The organism is Kosakonia sp. Marseille-Q7440, assembly GCF_965119485.1.
In genome coordinates this window covers 1,155,574-1,175,120 of record NZ_CBCPLT010000001.1, presented here as the reverse complement: position 1 = coordinate 1,175,120, position 19,547 = coordinate 1,155,574, and the positions used below count along the sequence as shown (strand labels likewise).

At 54.5% G+C, this 19,547-nt stretch carries 14 protein-coding genes and 7 tRNA genes; 15 read left to right on the top strand and 6 right to left on the bottom strand.

Annotated features, from left to right (window positions below; translation table 11 throughout):
* The first annotated feature begins 100 nt into the window (after positions 1 to 100).
* Both fldA and fur read left to right on the top strand, forming a co-directional pair.
* Positions 101 to 631 carry a flavodoxin FldA gene (fldA, locus tag ACWPW2_RS05300; protein WP_023480004.1) on the top strand — a complete coding sequence of 177 codons (531 nt, stop codon included), beginning with the start codon at positions 101 to 103 and terminating at the stop codon, positions 629 to 631.
* 289 nt (positions 632 to 920) lie between these two features.
* Positions 921 to 1,367 carry a ferric iron uptake transcriptional regulator gene (gene fur / locus ACWPW2_RS05295; RefSeq protein WP_187801782.1) on the top strand — a complete coding sequence of 149 codons (447 nt, stop codon included), beginning with the start codon at positions 921 to 923 and terminating at the stop codon, positions 1,365 to 1,367.
* A gap of 100 nt (positions 1,368 to 1,467) precedes the next feature.
* On the opposite strand, the gene ACWPW2_RS05290 is transcribed toward fur, so the two are convergent.
* From ACWPW2_RS05290 to nagE, 5 genes are all read right to left on the bottom strand, one after another.
* Positions 1,468 to 4,122 (bottom strand): beta-N-acetylhexosaminidase, encoded by a 2,655-nt coding sequence (locus ACWPW2_RS05290; RefSeq protein WP_454121820.1) that lies wholly within the window; start codon positions 4,120 to 4,122, stop codon positions 1,468 to 1,470.
* A gap of 41 nt (positions 4,123 to 4,163) precedes the next feature.
* Positions 4,164 to 5,561 (bottom strand): chitoporin ChiP, encoded by a 1,398-nt coding sequence (gene chiP, locus ACWPW2_RS05285; RefSeq protein ID WP_454121819.1) that lies wholly within the window; start codon positions 5,559 to 5,561, stop codon positions 4,164 to 4,166.
* A gap of 443 nt (positions 5,562 to 6,004) precedes the next feature.
* Positions 6,005 to 7,672, bottom strand: coding sequence for a glutamine--tRNA ligase (glnS, locus tag ACWPW2_RS05280; protein WP_076769555.1), 1,668 nt, complete (start codon positions 7,670 to 7,672; stop codon positions 6,005 to 6,007).
* Positions 7,673 to 7,755: 83 nt separating this feature from the next.
* Positions 7,756 to 8,184, bottom strand: coding sequence for a membrane lipoprotein lipid attachment site-containing protein (locus ACWPW2_RS05275; protein ID WP_454121818.1), 429 nt, complete (start codon positions 8,182 to 8,184; stop codon positions 7,756 to 7,758).
* Between the two features lie 114 nt (positions 8,185 to 8,298).
* Positions 8,299 to 10,326, bottom strand: coding sequence for an N-acetylglucosamine-specific PTS transporter subunit IIBC (gene nagE / locus ACWPW2_RS05270; RefSeq protein WP_454121817.1), 2,028 nt, complete (start codon positions 10,324 to 10,326; stop codon positions 8,299 to 8,301).
* Positions 10,327 to 10,653: 327 nt separating this feature from the next.
* On the opposite strand from nagE, the gene nagB reads away from it, so the two are divergent.
* From nagB to ACWPW2_RS05205, 13 genes are all read left to right on the top strand, one after another.
* Positions 10,654 to 11,454, top strand: coding sequence for a glucosamine-6-phosphate deaminase (gene nagB / locus ACWPW2_RS05265; protein WP_023479948.1), 801 nt, complete (start codon positions 10,654 to 10,656; stop codon positions 11,452 to 11,454).
* Between the two features lie 59 nt (positions 11,455 to 11,513).
* Positions 11,514 to 12,662, top strand: a complete 1,149-nt coding sequence (nagA, locus tag ACWPW2_RS05260) for an N-acetylglucosamine-6-phosphate deacetylase (protein ID WP_023479974.1) — start codon at positions 11,514 to 11,516, stop codon at positions 12,660 to 12,662.
* 9 nt (positions 12,663 to 12,671) lie between these two features.
* Positions 12,672 to 13,892, top strand: coding sequence for a DNA-binding transcriptional regulator NagC (nagC, locus tag ACWPW2_RS05255; RefSeq protein ID WP_023479921.1), 1,221 nt, complete (start codon positions 12,672 to 12,674; stop codon positions 13,890 to 13,892).
* 42 nt (positions 13,893 to 13,934) lie between these two features.
* Complete coding sequence (locus tag ACWPW2_RS05250) at positions 13,935 to 14,687, top strand: HAD-IIA family hydrolase (protein ID WP_023479994.1); 753 nt, start codon at positions 13,935 to 13,937, stop codon at positions 14,685 to 14,687.
* 256 nt (positions 14,688 to 14,943) lie between these two features.
* Positions 14,944 to 16,608, top strand: coding sequence for an asparagine synthase B (asnB, locus tag ACWPW2_RS05245; protein WP_454121816.1), 1,665 nt, complete (start codon positions 14,944 to 14,946; stop codon positions 16,606 to 16,608).
* Positions 16,609 to 16,827: 219 nt separating this feature from the next.
* A tRNA-Met gene (locus ACWPW2_RS05240) sits at positions 16,828 to 16,904 on the top strand.
* A 9-nt stretch (positions 16,905 to 16,913) separates the two neighbouring features.
* Positions 16,914 to 16,998: transfer RNA gene (locus tag ACWPW2_RS05235), tRNA-Leu, on the top strand.
* A 23-nt stretch (positions 16,999 to 17,021) separates the two neighbouring features.
* A tRNA-Gln gene (locus ACWPW2_RS05230) sits at positions 17,022 to 17,096 on the top strand.
* A 38-nt stretch (positions 17,097 to 17,134) separates the two neighbouring features.
* Positions 17,135 to 17,209: transfer RNA gene (locus ACWPW2_RS05225), tRNA-Gln, on the top strand.
* A gap of 28 nt (positions 17,210 to 17,237) precedes the next feature.
* Positions 17,238 to 17,314 (top strand) — tRNA-Met (locus ACWPW2_RS05220).
* A 44-nt stretch (positions 17,315 to 17,358) separates the two neighbouring features.
* Positions 17,359 to 17,433 (top strand) — tRNA-Gln (locus ACWPW2_RS05215).
* 34 nt (positions 17,434 to 17,467) lie between these two features.
* A tRNA-Gln gene (locus ACWPW2_RS05210) sits at positions 17,468 to 17,542 on the top strand.
* A 122-nt stretch (positions 17,543 to 17,664) separates the two neighbouring features.
* Entirely contained in the window at positions 17,665 to 18,249 is a 585-nt protein-coding gene (locus ACWPW2_RS05205; protein ID WP_454121815.1) for a hypothetical protein, read from the top strand.
* Between the two features lie 34 nt (positions 18,250 to 18,283).
* Here the strand turns inward: ACWPW2_RS05205 and ubiF are convergent, their stop codons facing one another.
* Positions 18,284 to 19,456 carry a 3-demethoxyubiquinol 3-hydroxylase gene (gene ubiF, locus ACWPW2_RS05200; protein WP_454121814.1) on the bottom strand — a complete coding sequence of 391 codons (1,173 nt, stop codon included), beginning with the start codon at positions 19,454 to 19,456 and terminating at the stop codon, positions 18,284 to 18,286.
* Between the last annotated feature and the right edge of the window lie 91 nt (positions 19,457 to 19,547).

Below are 19,547 nucleotides of genomic sequence, written 5' to 3'. Positions count from 1 at the left end.
TAGCAGTTTCCGCGTTCTTCTCTGTTCTGCTATGATTGCCCTTATCTGTGGGCTTAGCGCTCCCCCTATACTCATTAAGATTCAAGAGGTTATTTTACTCATGGCAATTACAGGCATTTTCTTCGGCAGCGACACCGGCAACACCGAAAACATCGCCAAAATGATCCAAAGCCAGCTTGGTAAAGACGTCGCCGATGTTCATGACATTGCCAAGAGCAGTAAGGAAGATATCGAAGGGTATGACATCCTGTTGCTCGGCATTCCGACCTGGTATTACGGTGAAGCGCAGTGCGACTGGGATGACTTCTTCCCGACGCTGGAAGAGATTGATTTTAATGGTAAGTTAGTGGCGCTGTTCGGCTGCGGCGATCAGGAAGATTACGCTGAGTACTTCTGTGATGCGCTGGGCACCATTCGCGACATTATTGAACCGCGCGGCGCGACGATTGTGGGCCACTGGCCGACTGCCGGTTACCATTTCGAAGCTTCAAAAGGCCTGGCTGATGACGATCACTTTGTAGGTCTGGCGATTGACGAAGACCGTCAGCCAGAACTGACCGCCGAGCGCGTGCAGAAGTGGGTGAAGCAGGTTTCTGAAGAGCTGCATCTTGATGAAATCCTGAATGCCTGATTTTTATGGCGCAATCTGCTGGTTGCGCCGTATCAATAGGTAAAAGCAATCGAAATAATTGCTACATTTTTTTAACTTTCCTACTCATCCCTGTACAATAAGCGCTGCTTAACGTAGTACGCCCGACCGGGAGTTGTCGGCGATACCACGTTTTAAAAGCTTACTTTACTTGAGGGCTTGCAGTTTTCATTTATACATGGCAGTTCTATAATGATACGCATTCGCCCGGGTGCATTCCTTATAACTTCCGAGAAGGAAGTGAATCGTATAGCAACAGGACAGATTCCGCATGACTGACAACAATACCGCATTAAAGAAGGCCGGCCTGAAAGTCACGCTTCCACGTTTAAAAATTCTGGAAGTGCTTCAGGAGCCGGATAACCATCATGTCAGTGCGGAAGATCTTTATAAGCGTCTGATCGACATGGGTGAAGAGATTGGTCTGGCAACGGTGTACCGTGTGCTGAACCAGTTTGATGACGCCGGGATTGTCACCCGTCACAACTTCGAAGGCGGCAAGTCTGTTTTCGAACTGACGCAGCAGCATCACCACGATCACCTTATCTGCCTCGACTGCGGTAAAGTTATCGAATTCAGTGATGACTCCATCGAATTGCGCCAGCGCGAAATTGCCGCTCAACACGGCATCCGCCTGACGAACCACAGTCTCTACCTTTACGGCCACTGCGCCGAAGGTGACTGCCGCGAAGATGAACACGCGCACGACGCAAAATAAGTTCTTCTGAACGTTAAAAGCCAACCGTCAGGTTGGCTTTTTTTATGCCTGCCGGCTGAGCGGCGCGTTAAAAGGTTACGCCGCTCAGAGAGGAAAGCGATCAGGCTTTCAGGCTATCGACGCGGCTGACGCGCCTGCCATCCGGGCTTAAGGTGCGCAGCTGAATTTCTCCTTTAACCTGTGGACGGGATTTCGCTTCATAGTGCTGCCATGTTTTGCCGCGATCGAGGGAGTACTCGACCACCAGCCCCGGGAAGCGGATGTTGACCTCCAGCACACCGTCAACAATTCGCGCCCCTGGCACCGGCAGACGATAATGGATGCCGGCTTTATCCAGCTTCGCCAGCTCGCGATGTCCCAGCAGATTGGCAAAACGCTGCCAGTCTGCCGTTAAGGCCTTCTGATCGACCCACTGCGTCTCGCCGCCTTTGTATTCACGGCCCGCCTGGTAATCCAGCTCCCAGCTTGCGCGGTGCCATGCCCGCTCAGCGACGGCGACCAGACGCGGATAGATCATATACTCCATCTGCTCATCCGTGCGCACCACTTCGCTCCACAGCTCGGCGGAAAGCCCGTAGGCGCCAGGCCACGGCTTGTCTGATTTGGCGCTGAACGCGTTGCCGTCACGGTCGACCGACGTTTCCGCATTTTGCGGCATGTTGTCCGGTGCAAAACTGAAGATCTTGCGCTCATCGCTGAAACGCGTCCCCCAGTAGTAGCCGCTTTCATCCGGGTGAACTTCACTCGGGAAGTCGAGATAGACGTAGTCCGGGTTGGAGACCACCACGCGGAAGCCTTTGTTCGCCCAGTCATTGACGGAATCGAAACCGCCCCAGTAGAGCGCATCCCAGAAGTTGACATTCACATGTCTGGTGGCAAAAACAGAGGCGTCTTTGGCATCTTTAAGCCCATCCTGCCACGCCTGCATCACATCAATGCCGTGCGCCTTAACCAGCTTGCTCACCTCAGCGCCAAAGTAGCTGGAGAGGTGCTCAACGTCGCTCACTTTCCCGGCTTTGATCATCGCCTGGCAGGCCTCCGATTTCGCCCACGGCTTATCCTGCCTGCTCTGATCGATGATGCCTTTACCCGGCTGCGGATCTTTCACATCCGTATAGCCAGCCCCCAGGTAGATATTTTTCGCTTCATCGCCGCCGAAGTGCCAGGTGTGTAGCGGCAGACCCGCTTCTCTGTGCATCTGCTGGATTTCGCCCATCACCTTATCGACAAAGTTGCGCGAGGAGTCCAGGCAAGGATTGAGATAACCGGTGCGATCGTAGAACTGTACGCCAGCGGTAACAGAGGTATCCGTCGGATCGAGCAGGCGGTAACGGCTCGCCTCGCTCTCTTTACCCTCTTTTATCAGGCGATGGTAACGCGCCTCCATTGAGATGACCGCCGCGCGCGCATGGGCGGGCATATCGATCTCCGGGATCACCTCAATGTGCCGCGCTTTGGCATATTTGAGGATCTCGATATAGTCGGCGCGGGTAAAGTAACCGCTGCCGTTGTTATCACGATCCGGCCCGGATCCCAGCTGCGGCAGCAGGCACTGCTTCTCGCTCAGATCGTGGCAGCGCTGGCTGCCAATCTCAGTCAGCTCCGGCAGCCCGGGGATTTCAATGCGCCACCCTTCATCGTCCGTCAGATGGAAGTGGAATTTATTCAGCTTGTAGGCTGCCATCTGATCCAGCAGGCGCAGCACCGCCGCTTTGCTGTGGAAATTACGCCCGACATCCAGATGAATACCGCGATAGTCGAAGCGCGGTGCATCTTTCGCCATCAGAGCGGGGATGGTCATCGCCCCCTGCGCGGGGAGAAGCGAAAGCAGGGATTGCAGGCCATAGAAGACGCCGCTCTGATCAAAACCGGTCACCACCGCCTCTTTATCACTGATACGCAGCTGATAGGCACCGTTGATCGCCTCCTCACTCTTGAACGCTTTACGCACAATTTCGGTACGTAGCGGATAACTCCCCTCTTCCACGCCGAGCATGGCGAAGCGCGCTTTAATGGCATTTTGCGCATCAGGCATCAGCGCTGAAAGGTCAAATTTCATCCCCTGGCTGAGATCGATATCCCGACCGTAAATTTTTACCTCGCGCGGCGTCGGCACAATCTGCCCGCGCAGCGAGGCGAGGTTCATCGCTTTGATATCGCTGTTTTGCGCAAAGCGTGCTTCAGCGGTCATCAGGATATTTTTATCGTCCGGCGTCCGCTGCCATTGCTCGCCAAGCGGTGTGACGAACTGGGCAAGATCTTCCGTATTGGTATTGGCGATGGTTTTTGGCGTCGCTTCCTCACCTGTGACATACCAGCGCGGCAGCACATCGGTAATAAAGAGTTGCCAGTACTCATTAATGATTGGGATCTCAACGGACTGATTCGCCGGAAAACCAGTAAATTGCCCGGTAGGCTCAAGCTTATGCAGATCGCCCATGATATGGGTCACTTTGAACTGCGGGTTCGCGACTTGCAGAACGGGGCGAATACTGTGGAAGTAGATAGCCCACTCGTTATCGGTCACTGCCTCGCCTTTGTTGGTGAGCGTGATCACCGCTTTGTTGCAGGAGGCCCAGTCTGCGCCGAGCTTCGCACAATCAACGCCATGCTGTGCGGCAAAGTTATCTTTTACGGCGTAGTTCAGATTGAACTGGCTGATGGCGTCAACCGTGCTCTGGCTTGCCAGTGCCGCGCCGCTGCCAAGCAGCGCTGTGACTGCGCCCGCCAGCAGGCTTAAACGTGCTGTATGCATTCTCTGTTCCTTAAGGTTGCCAATGCCCGGCAACAAATTAATTAGAAAAGGGTAAACGGCGCGATGACCATCAATTTCACGTCGCGCTCATCCTGGAAAATGTTGCCGTAGCCGCCGGCATAGCTCGGGATAGCGGCGTGGTTGTCATACTGGGTAAAGTGCAGTTTAAACATCGTCCCTTTGGCGCGCCCCTCTTGCAGGGTATAGATGGCATCCAGGCTATATGCGGACTCTTTCAGACGATAACCGGCGCTGTACCACGCATCCGGCACGGCCATTTCGGCCGGTTTTGCGCCCCAGGCGTAGGCGTAAGAGGCCCCAATTTGTAAGCCGGGCAAGTTGCAACTCTCCAGATCGTACATCGCCCCCAGGAAGAGCGCTTTTTCGCCATTGGCATTGAAGTCGGAGCGGTTATCCCACCAGATATCAAGACGACCATTAGAGGAGGCATAGGTTGGCGTCATGCGCTGCAAAAAGTAGCCCTGCTGGCCTTCTGCTTTTACCCATGTTCCTTCGAGGCGCAGCGCGAGTGGTCCGACCGTGTAACCGAAGGTCAGCGCCTGCAGCCAGGCGGTGCCGTCGTAAAGATCGTTGATGCCGCGATCGCTGACTTTGTCGCGGGCACCATAAAACTGATAGCTGGTGCTGAACGGTTGATTTGCCACATCCAGCTGGTAGCTGGCTTTTGCAAAATATTGATCGACATAGCCCTGCGCCTGGCCAAACGCAGCCTCCAGCACGAGGTTATTTTTGAAATCATATTTTGCGCCGAGCGAATGGAGATAATCGACCCGGTGCTCTCTGTCGTTTTGCCAGAACTTATCCATCTCGATATGCCATGGCGCTTTATATCCATTGGCCCACATATACGAAACGCTCAGCGCGCCAGCATCGCCATAGTCGTTATTAATGCCCGCTTCCGCGCCCTGGTAGGTGCCCGGCATAAAACTCCAGTGCGGCGCTAATAGCGTCTGCCCGGTGGGTTGAATATAACCGGCGCGCGCCCAGAGAGCGCCATATTTGAATTTTGCTGCGGCTTTATAGAGGCTGATGCCGCTTTTATCACCGGACCAGCGCTCTTTATAGGCTTTATTACTGGCGGAGAAAGCAATTTCATTTGGGTGAGCGCTATCTCCGTTTTCCGCCATTTCAATCGCCGTAAAGGCAGCGATATCCAGGCCAAACATATCTGCCGCATAGCCTGATTGAAAATCCAGCCTGGCATTCCACGTGGCGTGAGAGAGGTTCGTTTTATATTTATTATCGAGAATATCTTTACGGTCGCGCTCACGCTGCCAGTAATAGATCCCGCCGGTGAGCGTTGAGTCATCAATAAAACCGCTTGCCTTCGCCTGCGCGGGAAGCGCCAGGCCTGACATGGCGATAACGGCGGCAATAGCCAGCGATAGCGAACTCCGTTTACCTGCAAACGCGCACATACATTGATTCCTTTTAAATGTAAAAATCCCCGCCGCGGCGGCGATAAAAATTAACAACAGGAAGTCTGTTATAGATATTCCCTAAGTAAACAACAGCACAAAGCCTATTTTTCGCGTTGTGAATTATCAACGTCTTTTTAAGCAAAAATAACGGAGTATGACGAAGTGCACAGAATTAAATGAGGATTAAATATCGTTTCATAAACCACGCAAATAAATAACCAATCCGTATTCAGTCGATATTTAATTCTTTATTAACGAGAGGGTTTTATCACTATTCTGATTACTGCTTCCGCAACATTCCAGAAATAAAAAAGCAGAACACCAACAGAGGGAAGATATTAATTTTCGGCACGAATATGTATTAATTGTAATGCGCAGGTTAATAATAAAAAACGCCGCAAGAAGCGGCGTTATTTCATAGTGGCCACTGATTGGTGCAATCAGTCGCCGATTTTAGCCCAGGTATCACGCAGGCCTACCGTGCGGTTAAACACGAGTTTGTCCGCGGTGGCATAGCGGCTATCGAGGCAGAAGTAGCCTTCGCGCTCAAACTGATACGCTTTGCCCGCCTGCGCCTCTTTCAGCGATGGCTCGGCAAAACCCTGTTTAATGACCAGCGATTCCGGGTTGATGGTGGCGAGGAAATCCTCGGCGGCTCCCGGGTTTGGCACGCTGAACAGACGATCGTAGAGACGAATTTCAACCGGCTGCGCATGCTGCGCGCTGACCCAGTGGATCACGCCTTTAACCTTGCGGCCATCGGCAGGATCTTTACTCAGCGTCTCGGCGTCGTAAGAGCAGAAAATGGTGGTGATGTTGCCTTCGGCATCTTTCTCAACGCGTTCCGCTTTGATCACATAAGCGTTGCGCAGACGCACCTCTTTGCCGAGCACCAGACGTTTGTACTGCTTGTTAGCTTCTTCGCGGAAATCAGCGCGATCGATCCAGATCTCACCGCTGAACGGCACTTCACGGGTGCCCATCTCCGGCTTGTTCGGATGGTTCGGCATGGTGACGATTTCGCTGCTGCCCTGCGGGTAGTTTTCGATAACCAGTTTCACCGGGTCGATAACCGCCATCGCGCGCGGCGCGTTTTCGTTGAGATCTTCACGAATGCAGGATTCCAGCGACGCCATTTCAATGGTGTTGTCCTGCTTGGTCACGCCAATGCGCTTGCAGAATTCACGGATAGAAGCAGCGGTATAGCCACGACGGCGCAGGCCAGAGATGGTCGGCATACGCGGATCGTCCCAGCCCTCAACGTGCTTGTCGGTCACCAGCAGGTTAAGCTTACGCTTGGACATCACGGTATATTCGAGATTCAGGCGCGAGAATTCGTACTGGCGCGGGTGAACCGGAATGGTGATGTTATCCAGCACCCAGTCATACAGACGACGGTTGTCCTGGAACTCCAGCGTACAGAGGGAGTGGGTGATCCCTTCCAGCGCATCGCTGATGCAGTGGGTAAAGTCGTACATCGGGTAGATGCACCACTTGTTGCCGGTTTGATGGTGTTCAGCAAATTTAATACGGTAGATAACCGGGTCGCGCATCACGATAAACGGCGAAGCCATATCGATTTTCGCACGCAGACAGGCCTTACCCTCTTCAAAACCACCCGCACGCATCTTTTCAAACAGCGCCAGGTTCTCTTCTACGCTGCGATCGCGGTACGGGCTGTTTTTACCCGGCTGCGTCAGCGTGCCGCGGTATTCGCGGATTTCATCGCCGGTCAGTTCGTCAACATAGGCCAGGCCTTTGTTGATCAGTTCAACCGCGTAGCTATACAGCTTATCGAAGTAGTCTGAGGAGTAGCAGATGTCGCCAGACCAGTGAAAGCCCAACCACTGCACGTCGTTTTTGATTGACTCAACGTACTCGATATCTTCTTTTGCCGGGTTGGTATCATCGAAGCGCAGGTTGCACTGGCCGTTGTAATCCTGTGCGATACCGAAGTTCAGGCAGATGGATTTCGCGTGGCCGATGTGCAGGTAGCCGTTCGGCTCCGGCGGAAAACGGGTATGGACGGTGGTGTGTTTACCACTGGCCAGATCTTCATCAATGATCTGGCGGATAAAGTTAGTCGGGCGGGCTTCAGCCTCACTCATCACAGGTTCCTCAAGGCGTAAACAACGTATAACGGCATATGATCTAATAAGAGAGCGCAGGAAACAACCTTTACTTATACAAATCACTGATGCTCAGGGGAAAGGTATTCAGGCTCGTCGCCATGGCGACAGTGCTCTGTTGTGACCGCTTTTGTTAGTATTACCGGGCTATTTATTATCTCGCTTCCCCCTCCACGAGTCAGGTATCCGGGCGCTTCGATACACCATGACCATTCAAACTGCTCTGTACCGTGGATCCAGAACACAATTGGCGACCATCTGGCGCGTTTTTCAACCTTGATATGCCCCTCGGCATCGGCATGAAACGGCTCCGGTGGATCCTGAATAGTGGGCGGAAAACGTATAGTCTGCAGCCACAACGTCGCATTCGTAAGGGGTTTGCCGTCGCGATTAAGTACATCCACTTCATAATGCGGGCGAATAGTTGCGTAACGCGGAATACAGCCGCTTAGCGCCGTCGTCATTACCAGCGCGTAAAAAATCCTTTTCATTATTCACCTCTGTAAAATAGCGGCGTCAGTATGGCACTGATTAAACGACGGGTAAAAAAAAGCGGCGGAGGAGATCCCCCGCCGCTTAAGGCTAATGTGCCGACTCAGGAGCAATCAGCCTTTAATTTCGTACAACGGTGTCTGACCCGCAACGACATGACCTTGCGCCTTAATGACAAGGCCGCTGAAATCATCAATATTGCTGACGACAACCGGGCTAATCATTGAGCGGGCATTGGCATTGAGGTACGCCAGATCCATTTCGAGGATCGGTTGACCGGCAACCACTTCCGCGCCCTCTTCAACCAGACGGGTAAAGCCCTGACCGCCCAGTGCAACCGTATCAATGCCCATATGGACAACGATCTCGGCACCTTTTTCAGTCTCCAGGCAGAAGGCATGGTTGGTGTTGAAGATTTTCACAATCGTACCGGCCGCCGGAGAAACTACGGTTTTATCCGTCGGTTTTACCGCCACGCCGTCGCCTACCGCTTTGCTGGCAAAGGCTTCGTCCGGCACCTGCTCCAGCGCCACTACCTCACCGGTAACCGGGGATAAGAGTTCGGCAATCACGACTGAATTCGGCACCGCCTGCGGTTTTGCCGCGGCGGCTGGTGCTGTCTGAGCCGGCGCTGCATTGCTGCTTGCCGCGGCCGGGACATCCCCTGCCGTTTTCATGGCGTTGGCAATTTTCTCAGCCACAAAGCCGACAATAATCTGCACGCTGGTTTTATTGAGACGAATCACGCCGGTTGCGCCCAGGCGTTTCGCCATCGTTTCGTTGACCAGTGAAGAGTCATTCACGTTAAGACGCAGACGGGTGATGCAGGCATCAATACCGGTCAGGTTCGCCGAGCCGCCGACGGCAGCAATGTACTGACGCGCCAGGCCGCTGACATCCTGCTCGCTGTTAGCGCTGATATTGACATCCTGACCATCGGTTTCATCCCCGGCAACGGCCAGTTCACGACCCGGGGTCAGCATGTTGAATCGCTTAATGGTGAAGCGGAATACCACGTAGTAGATAACAAAGAACACCAGACCCTGCGGGATCAGCATCCACCACTGGGTCGCCAGCGGGTTACGCGAAGAGAGCACCATATCCACCAGCCCGGCGCTGAAGCCGAAACCGGCAATCCAGTGCATGCTGGCTGCGATATAGACAGAGATACCGGTCAGAATGGCGTGAATGACATACAGCACCGGCGCCACGAACATGAAGGAGAACTCCAGCGGCTCGGTGATGCCGGTAAAGAAGGCGGCGAAAGCACCGGCCATCATAATACCGAGCACTTTGGCCTTGTTCTCAGGACGCGCGCACTGGTAGATCGCCAGCGCCGCACCCGGCAAGCCGAACATCATGATCGGGAAGAAGCCCGCCTGATAACGCCCGGTGATCCCCACCGTCGCTTTACCGGCTTCGATAGACTGCGCGCCGCCGAGGAAGTTAGGGATATCGTTAATACCCGCCACGTCAAACCAGAAGACCGAGTTCAGGGCGTGATGCAGACCGACCGGGATCAACAGACGGTTGAAGAAGGCGTAAACACCCGCGCCGACAGAGCCGAGTTTCTGAATATGTTCACCAAAGCTGACCAGGCCACTAAAGACCACCGGCCAGATAAACATCATGATAAAGGCCACAGCGATCATCACAAACGAGGTGATGATCGGCACCAGACGGCGGCCGCTAAAGAAGGAGAGCGCTTTCGGCAGTTCGACGGTGCTGAAGCGGTTGTAAAGCTCAGCGGCGATGATCCCGACCAGAATACCGACAAACTGGTTTTCAATTTTGCCGAAGGCCGCGGGAACCTGATCCAGCGGAATTTTTTGAATCATCGACACCGCGGCAGGCGAGCAGAGGGTCGTTAACACCAGGAAGCCGACAAAACCGGCCAGCGCCGCAGCGCCATCTTTATCTTTGGACATCCCATAAGCGACGCCGACCGCAAACAAGACACCCATATGGTCGATGATCGCTGAACCGGATTTGATAAACAGCGCGGCCAGGGCGTTTTGGCTTCCCCAGCCAACAGGGTCGATCCAGTAACCGACCCCCATCAAAATCGCTGCTGCGGGCAGCGTGGCGACCGGCACCATCAGCGCGCGGCCAACCTTCTGTAAATAGCCTAAAATACTCACTTTATTCCCCCTATGAGCTCAACGTGAGCCCACTGAAACAGTTGTTTTTTATTGTGTAACGAACCCTGAACTGATGCCTGTTTTTCCACTACCTGACGAAGTGTCTGCAAAATTAATTCGCCTCGCAAATTAAACGCGCATTTTCTGTGATAAAAATCACTAACTATCGTTATCACCGTTCCTCAATACTGGCAAACAACAAAAACTTATTTTAAGATCAAAAATATCAAAGCGGATCGCTCCCTTCTTATGACGAAACCAGGTTACGCTTAACGCTGAGCCAGAAGGCGCACCGCCAATGCTTTTCATTAAACTTTGAGGTGAACAATGAGACTGATTCCCCTGGCGACAGCTGAACAGGTCGGTAAATGGGCCGCCCGCCATATCGTCAACCGCATTAACGCATTCAACCCCACCGCCGATCGTCCTTTTGTACTTGGCCTGCCAACGGGCGGAACGCCGCTTACGGCCTACAAAGCATTAGTTGAAATGCACAAAGCGGGCCAGGTCAGCTTTAAGCATGTGGTCACCTTTAACATGGACGAATATGTTGGCCTGGCGAAGGATCATCCGGAGAGTTACCACAGCTTTATGCACCGTAATTTCTTCGATCACGTTGATATTCCTGCTGAAAACATTAACCTGCTCGATGGAAACGCGCCCGATATTGACGCAGAATGCCGTCGTTACGAAGAAAAAATTCGCGCTTACGGCAAAATTCACCTGTTTATGGGCGGCGTAGGCAACGATGGTCATATCGCTTTTAACGAACCGGCATCGTCGCTGGCATCGCGTACCCGTATTAAAACGTTGACCCACGATACCCGCGTAGCGAACTCGCGCTTCTTCGACGGCGATGTTAATCAGGTGCCTAAATATGCCCTGACCGTAGGCGTTGGCACGCTGCTCGATGCCGAAGAGGTGATGATTCTGGTGCTGGGCAACGTCAAGGCGCAGGCGCTACAGGCGGCCGTTGAGGGTAACGTCAACCATATGTGGACCATCAGCTGCCTGCAGCTGCATCCGAAAGCGGTTATCGTCTGCGACGAGCCGTCCACGATGGAGCTGAAAGTCAAAACGCTGAAATACTTCAACGAGTTAGAAGCGGAAAATATTAAAGGTCTGTAAGTCTGTATCCGCTTCGCAGGCAACTGCGGAGCGGCACTCATCGTTAACCGGGGGTTGTTATGTATGCTTTAACCCATTGCCGAATCTTTACCGGCCATGAAATTTTGGATGACCATGCGCTCGTTGTAGCCGATGGCCTGATTGAACGCCTTTGCCCACAGGCTGAGCTACCAGCGGATATTGAACAACGATCGCTGAATGGTGCCCTCCTCGCCCCTGGTTTTATTGATGTGCAGCTCAACGGCTGCGGCGGCGTGCAGTTTAACGATACCGCCGAGGCCGTCAGCGTTGAGACGCTGGAGATCATGCAGCGCGCTAACGAGAAATCCGGCTGCACCAGCTACCTGCCGACGCTGATTACCACCAGCGATGACCTGATGAAGCAGGGCGTGCAGGTGATGCGCGACTACCTCGCAAAATACCCGAACCAGGCGCTGGGACTGCATCTGGAAGGGCCGTGGCTCAATATCATCAAGAAAGGGACCCACAATCCGGACTTCGTGCGTAAACCGGATGCGGCGCTGGTCGATTTCTTATGTCAAAACGCGGATGTGATCACAAAAATCACCTTAGCGCCGGAAGTGGCGGGATGCGACGTGATCCGCAAGCTTGCCGACGCGGGGATTGTGGTTTCCGCTGGTCACTCCAACGCCACGCTGAACGAGGCGAAAGCCGGTTTCCGCGCCGGTATCACCTTCGCTACCCATCTCTATAATGCCATGCCGTACATCACCGGGCGCGAGCCGGGGCTGGCGGGCGCAGTGCTTGATGACACAGATGTTTACTGTGGCGTGATTGCCGATGGGTTGCATGTCGACTACGTTAATATTCGCAATGCGAAGCGGCTGAAGGGAGACAAGCTCTGTCTGGTCACCGATGCTACCGCACCCGCAGGTGCACAGATTGATCAGTTCATTTTTGCTGGTAAAACAATATACTACCGAAATGGATTGTGCGTAGATGAAAACGGAACGCTGAGCGGCTCGGCCCTGACGATGATCGAAGGGGTGCGTAACCTGGTCGAGCATGTCGGTATTGCGCTCGATGAAGCGCTGCGTATGGCCACGCTCTACCCGGCTCGCGCCATTGGCGTTGACAAAAAGCTGGGCACTCTCGCCGCAGGCAAGGTGGCGAACCTGACGGCATTTACGCGTGATTATGAAATTATCAAGACCATCGTTAATGGTAACGAGGTCGCCACTGCATAAAGAGACGGTATGACATCAGGCGGACAAGCTCAAATTGGTAACGTTGACCTCGTAAAACAGCTTAACAGTGCGGCGGTTTACCGCCTGATTGACCAACACGGCCCCATCTCACGCATACAGATTGCCGAGCAGAGCCAGCTTGCTCCCGCCAGCGTGACAAAAATCACGCGTCAGCTGATTGAACGCGGGCTGATCAAAGAAGTCGATCAGCAGGCCTCCACCGGGGGCCGCCGCGCCATCTCCATCATTACCGAAACCCGCCATTTCCAGGCTATCGGCGTGCGCCTCGGGCGCACCGACACCACCCTTACGCTCTACGATCTGAGCAGCAAAGTGCTGGCCGAAGAGCACTACCCGCTGCCGGAGCGCACGCAGGAGACGCTGGAGCACGCCCTGCTCAACACCATCAGCCAGTTTATCGACGCCAATCAGCGTAAAATCCGCGAGCTGATCGCCATTTCGGTGATCCTGCCGGGGCTGGTCGATCCGGAAAGCGGTGTGATCCGCTATATGCCGCATATTCAGGTGGAGAACTGGGCGCTGGTTGAGGCGCTGGAAAAACGCTTCAAATTGACCTGTTTCGTTGGGCACGATATCCGTAGCCTGGCGCTGGCCGAGCACTATTTTGGCGCAAGCCAGGATTGTGAAGACTCCATTCTGGTGCGCGTGCACCGCGGCACCGGCGCGGGGATCATCTCCAGCGGTCGTATCTTTATTGGTCGCAACGGTAATGTCGGCGAAATTGGTCACGTGCAAGTGGAACCCCTCGGCGAGCGCTGCCACTGCGGTAACTTTGGTTGCCTGGAGACGATTGCCGCCAATGCCGCCATTGAGCAGCGGGTCCGCCATCTGTTACAGCAGGGTTATCAGAGCCGCCTGAAAGAGGAGGATTGCTCAATCAAAGCCATCTGCAAAGCCGCCAACAAAGGCGATGCGCTGGCCTGCGAAGTGATTGAGTATGTCGGGCGTCACCTCGGCAAAACCATCGCTATCGCCATTAACCTCTTCAACCCACAAAAAGTGGTTATCGCCGGTGAGATCGTTGAAGCAGAAAAAATCCTGCTGCCCGCCATTGAAGCCTGTATCAATACGCAGTCACTGAAGGCGTTTCGCAAAAATCTGCCGGTTGTGCCCTCTACCCTCGATCACCGCTCTGCGATTGGCGCCTTTGCGCTGGTGAAACGAGCGATGCTGAACGGTCTGCTGCTACAGCGGTTGCTGGAAAACTGACAGGGTTTATAGTTAACACTTATTTTTTTATCCGGACACTCCATGACCATTCAGAATGTAATCTGCGATATTGATGGCGTGCTGATGCACGATAACGTTGCCGTTCCCGGCGCTGCCGAGTTTGTTACCCGCATCCTTGAGAAAGAGATGCCGCTGGTATTGCTGACTAACTACCCTTCTCAGACCGGTCAGGATCTGGCTAACCGCTTTGCCTCCGCGGGGATTGATGTGCCCGCCAGCGTCTTTTACACCTCGGCGATGGCAACAGCGGACTTCCTCAAGCGCCAGGAGGGGAAAAAAGCCTATGTCGTCGGCGAAGGTGCTCTGATTCATGAGCTGTATAAAGCTGGTTTCACCATTACCGATATCAACCCGGATTTTGTCATCGTCGGCGAAACCCGCTCCTATAACTGGGAGATGATGCACCGCGCAGCCTTCTTCGTCGCCAATGGCGCGCGCTTTATCGCCACCAATCCGGACACGCACGGCCGCGGTTTCTACCCCGCCTGCGGCGCGCTCTGCGCCGGTATTGAGAAGATCTCCGGCCGCAAGCCTTTTTATGTTGGCAAACCGAGCCCGTGGATCATTCGCGCCGCGCTGAACACCATGCAGGCGCACTCGGAGCAGACGGTCATTGTCGGCGATAACCTGCGCACCGATATTCTGGCTGGCTTCCAGGCCGGTCTGGAGACCATCCTGGTGCTCTCCGGCGTCTCGCGGCTCGACGATATCGACAGCATGCCGTTCCGGCCATCGTGGATTTACCCCTCGGTCGCCGAAATTGATGTGATCTGAACGTAACCACGCCTTTGGGCGTGGTTTTTCATTTTTGCAGCATCAAAAAGCCACTTCGTTTAATAAATAGCGCTTAATTTTGAATAATCATCAATAAACCAGCGCAATACATACGCAATTTTCAGCATTCCTCAATCACCGTTGCACTTTTTCATTTCCTGCGGCTAAAAGGCTTGCGCCCAGCCCGTCTTTTGCGGCATTTTGGCTATAAGCACACAACATTACAGCAATGCCCTCAAGGTTAACGGAGAAGTCTATGTGTTCAATTTTTGGCGTACTGGATATCAAAACCGACGCAGGCGAATTACGTAAAAAAGCGCTGGAATTATCCCGTCTGATGCGCCACCGCGGCCCGGACTGGTCCGGCGTTTATGCCAGTGACAAAGCGATTCTCTCCCATGAGCGTCTGTCGATTGTCGACGTCAACGCCGGTGCGCAACCACTCTATAACCAACAAAAAACACATGCGCTGGCCGTTAACGGTGAAATTTATAACCACCAGGCGCTGCGCGCAGAGTACGGCGACCGCTACGCCTTCCAGACCGGCTCCGACTGCGAAGTGATCCTCGCGCTCTATCAGGAAAAAGGGCCAGCCTTCCTCGACGAATTACAGGGTATGTTTGCCTTCGTGCTTTACGACAGTGAACAGGATGCTTATCTGATTGGCTGCGACCATATCGGCATCATCCCGCTCTATATGGGTCATGACGAACACGGCAACCTTTATGTCGCCTCTGAAATGAAGGCGCTGGTGCCGGTTTGCCGCACCATTAAAGAGTTCCCGGCGGGTAGTTACCTGTGGAGCAAAGAGGGTGAAATTCGCTCTTACTATCAGCGCGACTGGTTCTCCTATGACGCCGTAAAAGATAACGTTACCGACAAAGAGGCGCTGCGCCAGGCGCTGGAAGATGCGGTGAAAAGCCACCTGATGTCCGACGTGCCGTACGGCGTGCTGCTCTCCGGCGGGCTGGACTCCTCGGTTATCTCTGCGATTACTAAAAAATTCGCCGCCCGCCGCGTGGAAGACCAGGAGAAATCAGAAGCCTGGTGGCCGCAGCTGCACTCTTTCGCCGTCGGCCTGAAAGGCGCGCCGGATCTGAAAGCGGCGCAGGAAGTGGCGAACCACCTTGGCACCGTGCACCATGAAATTCACTTCACCGTGCAGGAAGGTCTGGATGCGATCCGCGATGTGATCTATCACATTGAAACTTATGACGTGACTACCATTCGCGCCTCGACGCCGATGTATCTGATGTCGCGCAAAATCAAAGCGATGGGCATCAAAATGGTGCTCTCCGGTGAGGGTTCTGACGAAGTCTTCGGCGGCTACCTCTACTTCCATAAAGCGCCGGATGCTAAAGAGCTGCACGAAGAGACGGTGCGTAAACTGCAGGCGCTACATATGTTTGACTGCGCCCGCGCCAACAAAGCGATGTCCGCCTGGGGCGTGGAAGCGCGCGTACCGTTCCTCGATAAGAACTTCCTCGACGTGGCGATGCGCATTAACCCGCAGGATAAGATGTGCGGCAGCAACGGTAAGATGGAAAAACATATCCTGCGCGAATGTTTTGAATCCTACCTGCCGGCAAGCGTGGCATGGCGTCAGAAAGAGCAGTTCTCCGACGGCGTGGGCTACAGCTGGATCGACACCCTGAAAGAGGTGGCGCAGCAGCAGGTGACGGATCAGCAACTGGCGACCGCCAGCTACCGCTTCCCGTACAACACACCTTCGTCGAAAGAGGCCTATCTCTATCGTGAAATCTTTGAAGAGCTCTTCCCGGTCGCCAGCGCCGCCGAGTGCGTGCCGGGCGGTCCGTCCGTGGCCTGCTCATCGGCTAAAGCGTTCGAATGGGACGAAGCGTTCAAAACCATGAACGATCCATCGGGCCGCGCAATCGGTGTGCACCAGTCAGCCTACTGATGAGCGATGGTTATGCATACAGGCCCTGCGGGGCCTGTTGTTTTTGTGTCGCTGATTTCACGCAGAAAATCGTTTTTTGTTGAATAAAGCAACATGCTGTTCGCAACCTAACCAAACAGTCACATTCCGGCAATTTTCGATGAAAAAGGTGTTGACGCTCTCAGGCTCAATACGCATAATGCGCCCCGCAACGCCGATAAGGTAACGCGAAAAAAAGATGGCTACGTAGCTCAGCTGGTTAGAGCACAGCACTCATAATGCTGGGGTCACAGGTTCGATTCCCGTCGTAGCCACCATCTTTTTTTGCGGGAGTGGCGAAATTGGTAGACGCACCAGATTTAGGTTCTGGCGCCGCAAGGTGTGCGAGTTCAAGTCTCGCCTCCCGCACCATTCCCAAAGAAGCGTTGCACGGATGGGGTATCGCCAAGCGGTAAGGCACCGGTTTTTGATACCGGCATTCCCTGGTTCGAATCCAGGTACCCCAGCCATCTCTTCTTCGACTCCTGCGTTTTAACGCGTTAGTCGTTGGGGTATCGCCAAGCGGTAAGGCACCGGTTTTTGATACCGGCATTCCCTGGTTCGAATCCAGGTACCCCAGCCAGTCGATGACTGGGTAAGCAGTAAAATTTGGCTACGTAGCTCAGCTGGTTAGAGCACAGCACTCATAATGCTGGGGTCACAGGTTCGATTCCCGTCGTAGCCACCATATTCAAGGCGTAATGCTAAGGCATTAAACCGAAAAAGATTTGTTGGGGTATCGCCAAGCGGTAAGGCAGTGGATTCTGATTCCACCATTCCGAGGTTCGAATCCTCGTACCCCAGCCAACTTCAAAGACGCTTGCTTCGGCAAACGCACTTTTGGGGTATCGCCAAGCGGTAAGGCAGTGGATTCTGATTCCACCATTCCGAGGTTCGAATCCTCGTACCCCAGCCAATCAAAACAAAAAAGCTCGCTTCGGCGGGCTTTTTTGTTTTCTGCCTCCTGACAATCAGTAGCTGTTAAGCGCCTGAATGGCATGCTAATTTGAGCCATCTTCCTCCCGTCGGGTGCGCACCATGAATTATCAAACTACGGCTCTGTGGTTTTACTCCCCCTATCACCTGCTGCTGGTGTTCGCGGTTATTGCCGCAACATTTCTCAGCCTGACCGCGCCAATCCTCTATTTTCTGGTTATCGGGCTGCTGTTTCCGGTGCTGGTCTCGATGCGCCTGCATATCCTGAGCGAGAACGGCAAGGCAACGTTGATGAAAGAGCGCGAGGAGTGGATGGTCTACGTGCAGGGGATCCCGGTGCATGAGAAGCGCGCCTCGCTGAAAAACCCCTGCTTTCCCACGCCTGAGCGGCTGCGCCAGTTTTTTATGCGCGGTTTTATCGCCAGAGCGGTGATCCAACTCGCGGCCATCGCTATGTTGATCGACCAGGCGCGCGCCAATCCGCTGGTAAGTTATGAAGGCCTGGCGGCGGGCACCATGCTGGTTCTGCTGCTGATACCGCTCTATCGCACAGCGCGCGCCATCAGCGACGTGCATGCAGGAAAATGGGCGTTGCAGGAGATTGACGCGGCGACGGGCTATCAGGCCTATTTCGTAGACAACAAACAGGTGAAGACGGCACTCGACAGGATGCTTGCGGTGCCGTAACAGTGTGCGCGAGCGAAACGTCGCCCGCGCGCTCTTACAAGCCTAAGGCGTATTTCAGCGCCTGGCGTTTCAACCCTCCGGCGCGCTCTGCCGCCATCAGGCCAATATTGCGTAACACACGCAGCGGCCCGAGATCGTTACTGAACCCGGCATAAAAGAGATCCATCCCGCTCTGCATAATGAAGTTATCCGCCCTGCGCCGCGTCTGGTAGCGTTGCAGCACCTCACGGCTGGCCCAGGCTTCGCCGTGGCTGCGGGCGCGCGACAGCACATCCAGCAGCGCATCAACGTCGCGATAACCAAGATTCACCCCCTGCCCCGCTAGCGGATGAATGGTGTGCGCCGCATCGCCCACCAGCGCCAGCCCCGACTGCACATATTGCAGCGCGTGGCGACGCACCAGCGGGAACGACGCCGCAGAGACCGCTTTAACGCGCCCCAGCCGCGGCGGAAAGTTGCGGGCGATCTCCTGCTCCAGCTGCGTCATGGAGAGGGTTTGTAACTGGCGGATGCGCGCAGGCTTGTCGTACCAAACCAGCGACGCCCAGCGATCATAAAGCGGTAAAAAGGCGTGCGGCCCGTTCGGCGTAAAGTGCTGCCAGGTCGAATCGCCCGCGTCTTGCTCGCACTCGACGCTTATCAGCATGCAGGATTGATCGTACTGCCAGGCATGAATACCAATGCCCGCAGACTGGCGCACCCAGGAGTTGGCACCATCCGCGCCAATCAGCAGCTGCGCCGTCAGCGTATCGCCATTTTCAAAACGGATGGTTTGCCTCTCATCACTGGCTTCACGCCCGCTCAGCGTCTCTGTGCTCAGCGTCACCTGCGGATGCGCCTGCAGCGCTTGCCATAAGGCGTACTGCAGAACGCTGTTTTCCACCATATACCCGAGCAGCGGCAGCTTCAGCTCACTGGCGTCAAACAGCACGTGGGCGTTTTCCCACTCCCACGTCTCCAGCTGTCGGTACGGGTGGCAACGCATCGCTTCGATGCTCTCCCAGACGCCCAATCCGCGCAGCAGCTCGACCGAGGCGGCGCTGATCGCCGAGATGCGCACATCCGGCGGCGCGCTGGCATCAAAGGGCGCAGGAGTCTGTTTATCAATTACCGTGACGGCAAAACCCTGTTGCGCCAGCCCTAACGCCAGCGCCCCGCCGACCATACCGCCGCCAACAATAGCGACCTCTGTGGAGTGATTTGTCATGGCGAAGTGTCCTTTTAGATGAATGGCCTAAGTCTACCGGATTTTTGCGCTCTTGCCGCCCCGCCAACCGTCATACTGGTCAGGGCGCAAC

Coding starts and splice junctions, on each gene's coding strand:
- fldA (WP_023480004.1), top strand. CDS start 101: ATGGCAATTACAGGCATTTTCTTCGGCAGCGACACCGGCAACACCGAA.
- ACWPW2_RS05205 (WP_454121815.1), top strand. CDS start 17,665: ATGAATTATCAAACTACGGCTCTGTGGTTTTACTCCCCCTATCACCTG.
- ubiF (WP_454121814.1), bottom strand. CDS start 19,456: ATGACAAATCACTCCACAGAGGTCGCTATTGTTGGCGGCGGTATGGTC.
- ACWPW2_RS05250 (WP_023479994.1), top strand. CDS start 13,935: ATGACCATTCAGAATGTAATCTGCGATATTGATGGCGTGCTGATGCAC.
- fur (WP_187801782.1), top strand. CDS start 921: ATGACTGACAACAATACCGCATTAAAGAAGGCCGGCCTGAAAGTCACG.
- ACWPW2_RS05290 (WP_454121820.1), bottom strand. CDS start 4,122: ATGCATACAGCACGTTTAAGCCTGCTGGCGGGCGCAGTCACAGCGCTG.
- ACWPW2_RS05275 (WP_454121818.1), bottom strand. CDS start 8,184: ATGAAAAGGATTTTTTACGCGCTGGTAATGACGACGGCGCTAAGCGGC.
- asnB (WP_454121816.1), top strand. CDS start 14,944: ATGTGTTCAATTTTTGGCGTACTGGATATCAAAACCGACGCAGGCGAA.
- nagB (WP_023479948.1), top strand. CDS start 10,654: ATGAGACTGATTCCCCTGGCGACAGCTGAACAGGTCGGTAAATGGGCC.
- nagC (WP_023479921.1), top strand. CDS start 12,672: ATGACATCAGGCGGACAAGCTCAAATTGGTAACGTTGACCTCGTAAAA.
- glnS (WP_076769555.1), bottom strand. CDS start 7,672: ATGAGTGAGGCTGAAGCCCGCCCGACTAACTTTATCCGCCAGATCATT.
- chiP (WP_454121819.1), bottom strand. CDS start 5,561: ATGTGCGCGTTTGCAGGTAAACGGAGTTCGCTATCGCTGGCTATTGCC.
- nagA (WP_023479974.1), top strand. CDS start 11,514: ATGTATGCTTTAACCCATTGCCGAATCTTTACCGGCCATGAAATTTTG.